The 9,506-nt window shown below is 43.9% G+C and carries 8 protein-coding genes; 6 read left to right on the forward strand and 2 right to left on the reverse strand.

The annotated features are described in order from the left end of the window. Positions 1-113: 113 nt before the first annotated feature. Positions 114-1,067 (reverse strand): transaldolase, encoded by a 954-nt coding sequence (gene tal / locus HUS62_RS17375; RefSeq protein ID WP_054562997.1) that lies wholly within the window; start codon positions 1,065-1,067, stop codon positions 114-116. Positions 1,068-1,298: 231 nt separating this feature from the next. Here tal and HUS62_RS17380 point away from each other — a divergent pair, with 231 nt between their 5' ends. The 6 genes from HUS62_RS17380 to HUS62_RS17405 all read left to right on the forward strand — a co-directional run bounded on the left by HUS62_RS17380 (position 1,299) and on the right by HUS62_RS17405 (position 9,132). After that, on the forward strand, positions 1,299-2,951 hold the full coding sequence (locus HUS62_RS17380) for a ribulokinase (RefSeq protein ID WP_175080594.1): 1,653 nt from the start codon (positions 1,299-1,301) through the stop codon (positions 2,949-2,951). Beyond that, positions 2,948-3,643 carry an L-ribulose-5-phosphate 4-epimerase gene (locus tag HUS62_RS17385; protein ID WP_063528078.1) on the forward strand — a complete coding sequence of 232 codons (696 nt, stop codon included), beginning with the start codon at positions 2,948-2,950 and terminating at the stop codon, positions 3,641-3,643. Before HUS62_RS17380 ends, HUS62_RS17385 begins: the two co-directional genes overlap by 4 nt. A 23-nt stretch (positions 3,644-3,666) precedes the next feature. Then, positions 3,667-5,166, forward strand: coding sequence for an L-arabinose isomerase (gene araA, locus HUS62_RS17390; RefSeq protein ID WP_055198523.1), 1,500 nt, complete (start codon positions 3,667-3,669; stop codon positions 5,164-5,166). A gap of 136 nt (positions 5,167-5,302) precedes the next feature. Beyond that, positions 5,303-5,887 carry an HAD family phosphatase gene (locus HUS62_RS17395; protein WP_130167336.1) on the forward strand — a complete coding sequence of 195 codons (585 nt, stop codon included), beginning with the start codon at positions 5,303-5,305 and terminating at the stop codon, positions 5,885-5,887. 215 nt (positions 5,888-6,102) lie between these two features. After that, positions 6,103-7,170, forward strand: a complete 1,068-nt coding sequence (locus HUS62_RS17400) for an aldose epimerase family protein (RefSeq protein WP_258536806.1) — start codon at positions 6,103-6,105, stop codon at positions 7,168-7,170. Between the two features lie 12 nt (positions 7,171-7,182). Continuing rightward, on the forward strand, positions 7,183-9,132 hold the full coding sequence (locus tag HUS62_RS17405) for an RICIN domain-containing protein (RefSeq protein WP_251602838.1): 1,950 nt from the start codon (positions 7,183-7,185) through the stop codon (positions 9,130-9,132). Between the two features lie 55 nt (positions 9,133-9,187). On the opposite strand, the gene HUS62_RS17410 is transcribed toward HUS62_RS17405, so the two are convergent. Beyond that, the coding region (locus HUS62_RS17410) for a pentapeptide repeat-containing protein (RefSeq protein WP_175080596.1) at positions 9,188-9,506 on the reverse strand (319 nt) is incomplete at its 5' end.

Here is a 9,506-nt window from a genome sequence, read left to right on the forward strand (position 1 = left end):
TGGTAAAAAATTATCGTAATCGCAACACGATAAGCCTGCTTTTACTAAAAGGCAGGCAATAAAAAAGCCCGCAAACTTTGGTTTGCGGGCTTTTTGCTGCTTAAACAATCGGTTTAAACTAATTCGCTTAAGATTGACTCTAGTTTTTCTTGGTCAATTGCGAACTGACGAATACCTTGGCTTAGCTTTTCAGTAGCCATGGCATCTTCATTCATTTCCCAGCGGAAAGCTTGCTCAGTCATTGCAGCTGGCGCTTCTGCTTTTTCTGTTGCTGGTAATAGTTTTTGAGTTAACGGTGCGTCAGTTGCAGCTAGTTCAGCAAGTAACTTAGGGCTGATAGTTAAACGGTCACAACCTGCTAATTCTTGGATTTCACCGATGTTACGGAAGCTTGCGCCCATTACAATCGTTTCGTAGCCGTGCTTTTTGAAGTAGTTGTAGATATGCGTTACTGACTTAACGCCCGGATCGTTAGCACCGTCGAAATCAGCGCTTGCATCTTGTGCTTTGTACCAGTCAAGAATACGACCAACGAATGGTGAAATTAGGTAAGCACCTACTTCGGCACAAGCGCGTGCTTGAGCAAATGCAAATACCAGCGTTAGGTTACAACGGATACCTTGCGCTTCAAGTACCTTAGCTGCTTGAATACCTTCCCATGTTGAAGCAATTTTGATTAACACGCGCGATGTGTCGATACCTTGCTCTTTATATAAAGCAACAAGCTCAAGTGCTTTATCAACAGTTGCTTGAGTATCAAATGATAAACGCGCATCCACTTCTGTTGAAACTAAACCTGGCACTTGCTCCATTAATTTAGAGCCAATTAATACCGCTAGTTTATCAGCTGCTTTTGTTACAACTTCAGCTGTGTCACTGCTTTGTGCTTTTGCCCATGATACGGCTTCGGCAGCTAGTGGGCGATATTTCTCAATTTGAATCGCGTTTAAGATTAGTGATGGGTTTGTTGTTGCATCTTGCGGTTTATATTCGTTGATTGCTTCGAAATCACCCGTGTCAGCAACAACGGTTGTTACTGCTTTAAGTTGTTCTAATTGACTAGACATAGTTATCCCATTCTTATCATACAAAAGTTAATGTAGTGGCTTTAACCTATTATTTGTGCTGAAAAAACAATCTAATCTACCAGAGAAACTGCGCAATAAATCGCCCGCCAGCAGCAAATAATCCTGTTAATAATATTTTTATAATACCTTTACAATCTGGCATTGTTGATATTATCATACAAATAAAGATAATGACTAACAATGTTAGTAAGCAATTAGTGAAAGGTAATTATGTCTCGTTATACGTTGGGATTAGACTTCGGGTCGGACTCGGTAAGAGCATTACTCGTTGATGTTGCGACTGGTGAAGAACTTGCCAGCCATTTAGTAAACTACCCGCGCTGGGCACAAGGTTTATATTGTGACCCAAGTAAAGATCAGTTTCGTCAGCATCCACAAGACTATATTGATAGCCTTGTAGAAGTAGTAAATGGTCTTTGGTCACAAGTTCCAGCAGGTACTGCAGACAAAGTAGTGGGTATGAGCTTTGATACGACAGGCTCAACACCTGTAGCAATTAATAGCCAAGGTACACCACTGGCATTAACTGAAGAATTTGCAGAAAACCCAAATGCAATGTTCATTTTGTGGAAAGACCATACGTCTATTAAAGAAGCAAATGAAATCACTGAAGCTGCAACTAACAATGATGTGAACTACCTTTCACACATGGGCGGTATCTACTCTTCTGAGTGGTACTGGGCCAAAGCATTACATATTTTCCGCGTTGATAGTAGTGTTAAAGCAGCCACATATTCATGGGTTGAGCACTGCGATTGGATGACCGCGCTAATGTGCGGCACAACACACCCTGAAGCATTAAAGCTAGGTCGTTGTGCAACGGGCCACAAACAAATGTGGAACGAGCAGTGGGGCGGTTTCCCACCAAACAGTTTCTTCAGCAATATCGATCCACTATTAGATGGTGTTGTTGATACGTTAAATGCAACGACAGAGCCAAGCGACCAAGTTGCTGGCAACTTAACTGCAGAGTGGGCCGAGAAGCTAGGTTTACCACAAGATATCGTGATTGGTTACGGTGCATTTGACTGTCACATGGGCGCAGTAGCAGCCAATGTTCGCCCTGGTGTTCTAACCAAAGTAATGGGCACTTCAACCTGTGACATCACAGTAACGTCTAAAGAACAACTAGGTGATACTTGCGTTAAAGGTATTTGTGGTCAAGTTGATGGCTCAGTAATCCCTGGGTTAATTGGCTTAGAAGCCGGTCAATCTGCATTCGGTGACTTATACGCATGGTTCAAAAACCTAGTACTTTGGCCAACTCGCCAACTTACAAATCTATCTGACGCTGAACAAGCGTTAGTTAACAAGCTAGAAGATTCAATCTTAGTTGATCTATCAAAAGCAGCGGCAGCACTGCCTGTAACAAGCAACGATGTAACTGCGCTTGATTGGGTAAATGGTCGTCGTACGCCAGATGCTGACCAAAGCGTTGCCATGGCATTAACAGGCTTAAAGATGGGCACTGATGCACCTAAGTTCTTCAAAGCACTTGTTGAAGCAACTGCCTTTGGCGCACGTGCTATCACTGAACGTTTCCGTAGCGAAGGCGTACCAATCGAGTCAGTGGTTGTTATCGGCGGTATCTCTAAAAAATCAGACTACGTAATGCAAACTTGTGCTGATGTTTGGAACTGCCCAATCGACGTTTTAGAAAGTGAGCAAAGCTGTGCATTGGGTGCGGCAATTATGGCTGCGGTTGCTGCGGGTGAGCACGCAACAGTGGCAGATGCTCAAAAAGTTATGGCGTCGTCTGTATGTCATCAGTATTTACCAAACCCTGAGCGCGTTGCTGTGTATGACGAGCTTTATGCCAACTACCAAGCACTTGCAAGCTATGTAAACGGAGACAAAGCATGAGTTTTACTGAACTAAAACGTGAAGTCTATGAAGCGAACATGGAGCTGCAACGTCGTGGCTTAGTAATTTATACCTTTGGTAACGTATCGCAAATCGACCGCGACAAAGGCGTGATTGCGATTAAACCAAGTGGTGTTTCGTACGACCAAATGAAAGCCGACGACATGGTTATCGTTGACCTTGAAAACAACATTGTTGAAGGTTCTATGCGTCCGTCTTCTGACACAAAAACACATGTTCATTTATATCGCCACTTTGATTCAATTGGCGGTGTAACACACACGCATTCGACCTATGCAACTGCATGGGCGCAAGCAAAACAAAGCATTCCTTGTCTTGGCACAACTCACGCTGACTATGTACACGGTGACATCACCTGTACTCGTGAGTTAACCGATGAGCAAGTGAATGGCGATTATGAATTAGAAACCGGTATTCAAATTACTGATGCGTATCAAGACCGCGATCCGAAAGCTGCACCTATGGTGATTGTTGCGGGTCATGCGCCTTTCACGTGGGGTAAAGATGCCGCTCAGTCTGTATACCATGCCGCGCTACTCGAAGAGATTGCACGCATGGCGTATTTAACACGCACTTTAGATCCACACGCAGCTGAACTTAAAAAAGCAGTGATGGATAAACATTATCTACGTAAGCACGGTAAAAACGCGTATTACGGTCAGAGCAAATAGCAAGAATTTAGAGGATTATTAACATGACGACGATGACGAAAGAAGTCTGGTTTGTTACCGGCTCACAACATCTTTATGGTCCTAAGGTGTTAGAAACGGTTGCCAAAGACAGCGAAGCAATTGTAGCGGGCTTAAACAGCGAAGCTAATCTACCAGTAAACTTGGTATGTAAGCCTACCGTTAAGTCACCTGAAGAAATTCACGCTGTTTGCCAAGCGGCAAATACGGATCCTAACTGTGTTGGTTTAGTTTTATGGATGCACACTTTCTCACCTGCGAAAATGTGGATTGCTGGCCTAAGCGAATTACGTAAGCCTTGGTTACACCTTCATACTCAGTTCAATGCAGCCCTTCCTTGGTCTGATATCAACATGAACTACATGAATACGCACCAAAGTGCACACGGTGACCGTGAGTTTGGTTTCATCGGTACTGTAATGCGTAAAGAGCGTAAAGTTGTTGCAGGTCACTGGCAACGTGCTGACGTACAACAGCAGTTAGATGACTGGTGTCGTGCGGCAAAAGGTTGGGCAGAAAGCCAAACACTTAAAGTTGCGCGTTTTGGCGACAACATGCGTCAAGTTGCAGTTACTGAAGGTAACAAAGTTTCAGCGCAAATTACTTTTGGTTATGAAGTACACGCGTTTGGTGTCGCTGAGCTTGTAAAAGTGGTTGATACTATCACTGAAGAAGAAGTTGATGCACAGTTAGAGCTTTATAAGCAAGACTACGTAATTGCTGACGAAACTCTACAAGACGATTACGCAGTGAAAATGCTACGCAACGAAGCACGTTTAGAGCTTGGTATGGAGCGTTTCTTAGAGAAAGGCGGCTTTAAAGCATTCACAAACTGTTTTGAAGACTTATCAGGTCTTTCTGGTCTTCCAGGTCTTGCTACACAGCGCCTAATGTCGAAAGGCTATGGTTACGGTGGTGAGGGTGACTGGAAAACAGCTGCTATGGTTCGCATCATGAAAGTAATGGGTGAAGGCCGTGACGGCGGTTGTTCATTCATGGAAGATTACACTTACAACATGGGTGAGACTGACCAAGTACTTGGCGCGCACATGTTAGAAGTGTGTCCTTCAATTGCAGCACAAAAACCACGTCTTGAAGTTCACCAGCACACTATCGGTGTGAAATGTGATGTAGGTCGTTTATTATTTACTGCAAAACCGGGTGCTGCAATCAACGTATCACCAATTGATATGGGTAACCGTTTCCGTATTCTAATCAACGAAGTAGATACAGTGGCTCCGCCAGCTGATTTACCTCACTTACCTGTTGCTTCAGCGCTTTGGGAACCAAAACCAAATCTATCTGTAGCATCAGCTGCATGGATCCACGCCGGTGGTGCACACCACACTGCATACAGCCAAGCAGTAACAACCGATATGATTATCGATTTTGCTGAAATGGCTGGCGTTGAAACTATGATCATCGATAACGATACGACGATCCGTGGTTTCAAAACAGAGCTTCGTCATAACGCAGCTTACTACATGCTAAAACGTGGCCTGTAAGAATTAGTACTTTATGTACTAGAACGTGCTGTGTGTGAGCACGTTCACCCCAAATTTTGTTGTCGATTAAGCCAGTGATGAGCCTCGCTCTTCGCTGGCTTATGCTATTGTGAAGCGAAACATTTTAGGAGTAGATATGATCGATTTAAGCGCCTACCAAGGCATTATTTTTGATATGGATGGCACCTTAATTGACTCAATGGGCAGTCACTTACAGGCATGGCAAAAAGCTTGCGAAGCCTATGGCTACCCATTCGATTACGACTACATGTACAGCTTAGGTGGCATTCCGACTGTTAAAACAATTGAAATGCTTAACGAAAAATTTGGTTTAGAACACGACCCTCTGGTTGTGGCAAAAGATAAACACCAGTTTTGGGTTGATTTACAGCACCAACCGCTAGTAATTGACGAAACCGTCGCAGTACTTGAAAAGTACCATGGTGTATTGCCTATGGGCGTTGGCACAGGCGCTGACCGCGAACATGCAATTGATCATCTAACTGATACCAATTTAATAAATAAAATTGGTGCGTTAGTGACTGCAAGTGATGTAAGTAAAGGTAAGCCAAACCCAGAAACATTCTTAAAAGTAGCAGAGCAGTTAGGTGTTGAGCCAAGCCAATGCGTGGTGTTTGAAGACACGCAAATTGGTTATCAAGCTGCCAAAAGTGCGGGAATGGATTGCATTATGGTGAAAGACGGAAAAATTCAACTTTAGCGATTAAAGTTGCAATGACACCCTTATTTGTATTATAAAACTATAAATACAATTACAAAAAGGTTATTCATATGTCATTGCAATGTGTTTTCCAAGGTTTAAAAACAACTCATCAAACAGCCAGTTCGAACACGAAAAAGTCGCGCGGGCTTTATGCATTGTTGGTGACATGTGGGATTGCCCTTACACCAGCTTGTGCTCATCAAGGAGACAATATGACTACTTCCCCTACAGCATCAATGACGGCCTATGGCGTACTGGCTGATCAAACGCCGGTTAATCAAGTAACGCTGACTAACAGCAATGGTATTAGCGTTGATGTAATCAACTACGGCGGCATTATCACGCGTATTGAAACACCAGATGCAAAAGGCGAAATGGGTAATATTGCACTGGGTTTAGATAACCTAGAAGCATACACAAAAGCGACAACTTACTATGGTGCAATCATCGGTCGTTTTGGTAACCGTATCGCAAACGGTAAATTCACGCTAAATGGCACTGAATACCAATTAGCAACCAACGATGGTGACAACCACTTACATGGTGGTGTGCAAGGTTTCGATAAAAAAGTGTGGAACATGACACCGTTCACGACGCAAAACAGTGCTGGTGTTACCTTAAGCTTAGTGAGCCCTGATGGTGACCAAGGTTACCCGGGTGAAGTAACCACAGAAGTAACTTACACGCTAACGAACAACAACACGTTAGATATGCAGTTTATTGCTACAACAAGCAAGCCTACCATTATCAATATGACGCAACACAGCTACTTTAACCTAGCGGGTAAAGGCGACATTCTTGATCACCAAATGCAAATTAACTCAAAAGCAATTACCCCTGTGGATGGTGGTTTGATCCCAACGGGTGAGTTGATGGATGTTGCAGGCACACCGTTTGACTTCCGTACTGCTAAAGCAATCGGCCAAGACATCAAAGCTAGCAACGAACAACTGAAACTTGGTAAAGGTTATGACCATAACTTTGTGCTTAAAGACACGCCAAGCAATGAACTTATTGAAGCTGCTACGGTTTACGAAGCAAACTCTGGCCGTACGTTAACAGTTTACACAGAAGAGCCTGCAGTACAGTTTTATTCAGGTAACTTCTTAGACGGTAGTACTCAGCAAGCGTCTGGCTTAGTGCATAATTTCAGAAGTGGTTTTTGTTTAGAGCCACAGCATTTCCCTGATGCACCAAATCAGCCAACGTTCCCAAGCACAACATTATTACCGGGTGACGTGTATTCAACACGCATCGTGTACGAATTTGGTACAAAATAAAGGAACACAATCGTGAAAACAACAAAGCTTAAAAGCGCAATGCAAAAGGCTGGTTTAGCCAGCGTATTTGCCTTGTCGTTTGGTGCACTGACTGGTTGTCAGACTACAGCTGAAGACAACACAGCTAAGAAAGCTGACGTGGCAGCCACAGAAAAAGCGCCAATCCAAGATAATGGTATTTTTACCAACCCACTTTTTCCTAATGGCGCCGATCCATGGCTTGAGTACTGGGATGGTAACTATTACCTAACCACAACAACATGGACATCTGAGTTAGTGATGCGTAAATCACCAACACTAGCTGGCCTTGCTGATGCAACACCAGTCAATGTTTGGTCTGATTCAAATCCTGAGCGCTGTTGTAACTTTTGGGCGTTTGAGTTCCACCGCCTAAAAGGACCAAACGGCTACCGTTGGTACATGATGTACACAGCCGGTACTGATGGCACTTTAGATAACCAACACTTAAATGTATTAGAAAGTGCTGGTGACGACCCAATGGGCCCATACGAATACAAGGGCGCATTAATGCCTAACGTATGGAACATCGACGGTAACTACTTAACATACAAAGACAAGCTATATGTGATCTACTCACAATGGCAAGGCGATCAGCAATTAAACATTATTGCTGAAATGGAAGATCCGTGGACACTGAAAGAGAACTCACCGCATACGGTGATCACGCGTCCTGAGCTAGATTGGGAAATCAGTGGTCGTAAAGTAACTGAAGGTGCTGAAATTTTACAGCACAATGGTCGTACGTTTATGACGTACTCAGCAAGCTTCTGTAATACTCCTGATTACAAACTAGGTATGCTTGAGCTTGTTGGTGACGACCCACTTAAAGCGAGTAGCTGGAAAAAATACGACAAGCCAGTATTTGAGCGTACAGAAGAAGTGTTTGGCCCAGGCCACAACGGCTTTTTCACATCGCCAGACGGTACAGAAGACTGGTTAGTTTATCACGGTAATGATTCGGTAGAGCACGGTTGTAGTGCGACTCGTTCATTACGTGCGCAAAAATTTACTTGGAACGACGATGGCACGCCAAGCTTTGGTAAACCATTAACACCAGGCGTTGAAGTAGCTCCGCCATCAGGTGAATACGGTCCACTGGTAACGCGAGTACAAGGTCAGCGCTATCAATTAGTGAATGCAACAAGTGGCTTATGTTTAGACATCGCAGCTGATCCACAAGATGCACGTGCTGTGCAACGTCAGTGTGCAAGCACCAATGGTCAATGGGTTATTGATGCAACAACAGATGGTTTTGTTCGTTTAGCTAACCGTGAAGACAGCAAGTTCTTAGAGCTTGAAAGCTGTAATGACGCAGATAACGCTAAGGTACAATCTGCAGCATGGCGCAATAACTTCTGCCAGCAATGGAAAGTAGCACCAAGCACAGATGGTAATGTCTCTATTACTAACCGTTACACAGGCAAGCCATTAGCGGTTGCTGGTTGTTCTGCCGCACAAAACCAAGCGGTTTTACAGCAAAGCGACGCAACAGCGTGTGGCGACTGGCAATTACGCCCTATGGGCAGTGTTGTCGTATTAAGCCAACAAAGTGGTAAAGCACTTAGCGTGGCGGATACAGTTAAAGCAGGTACCAATGTTGAGCAACAAGCTTACACGCATAAAGATGCACAGCAATGGTTCTTCACACCAACAGATACTGGCTATGTAAGTCTTAAACAAAGCGCTGACAGCGAGTTCTGTGCTGCGGTAGCTGATAACGCCTTAGTACCAGGTGCCAACGTAGAAATGGCCTCTTGTGCAGCGAAAACAGCACAGTGGCGCATTGCTCCAGTAGAAGGTGGTGGTGTTATGCTTATCAACCGCTACACAAAACAAGCGCTTGGTTTAAGTAACTGTGGTTTAGCTGAAAACACAAACTTCGCACAACAACCTGATTTAGGGAATAAGTGCCAAGTGTTCCATCTGCGTGAACCAAATTAAGTTATAAGTAAAAAATCGACTCAACCAAAGCCACTTCATTTATGAGTGGCTTTTTTTATAGCTGATGGCTCAAGTTAGCGAGAGTAAAGTTAGCGAGGGTAAAGTTAGCGAGGGTAAAGTTAGCGAGGGTAAAGTTAACGAGAGTAAAGTTAGCGAGAGTAAAGTTAGCGAGAGTAAAGTTAGCGAGAGTAAAGTTAGCGAGAGTAAAGTTAGCGAGAGTAAAGTTAGCGAGGTTAAAGTTAGCGAGGTTAAAGTTAACGAGAGTAAAGTTCCAAGCTGAGCGGTGAGGTTGGTTTGAGATAATTGGACTCCCCCAACCACCGAAGGTTGGACTAACATTTAAGTTAGCAGACCAAAATGTTATGGGAGTCCAT

Source organism: Pseudoalteromonas sp. 0303 (assembly GCF_013349995.1).
Classification (GTDB): domain Bacteria; phylum Pseudomonadota; class Gammaproteobacteria; order Enterobacterales; family Alteromonadaceae; genus Pseudoalteromonas.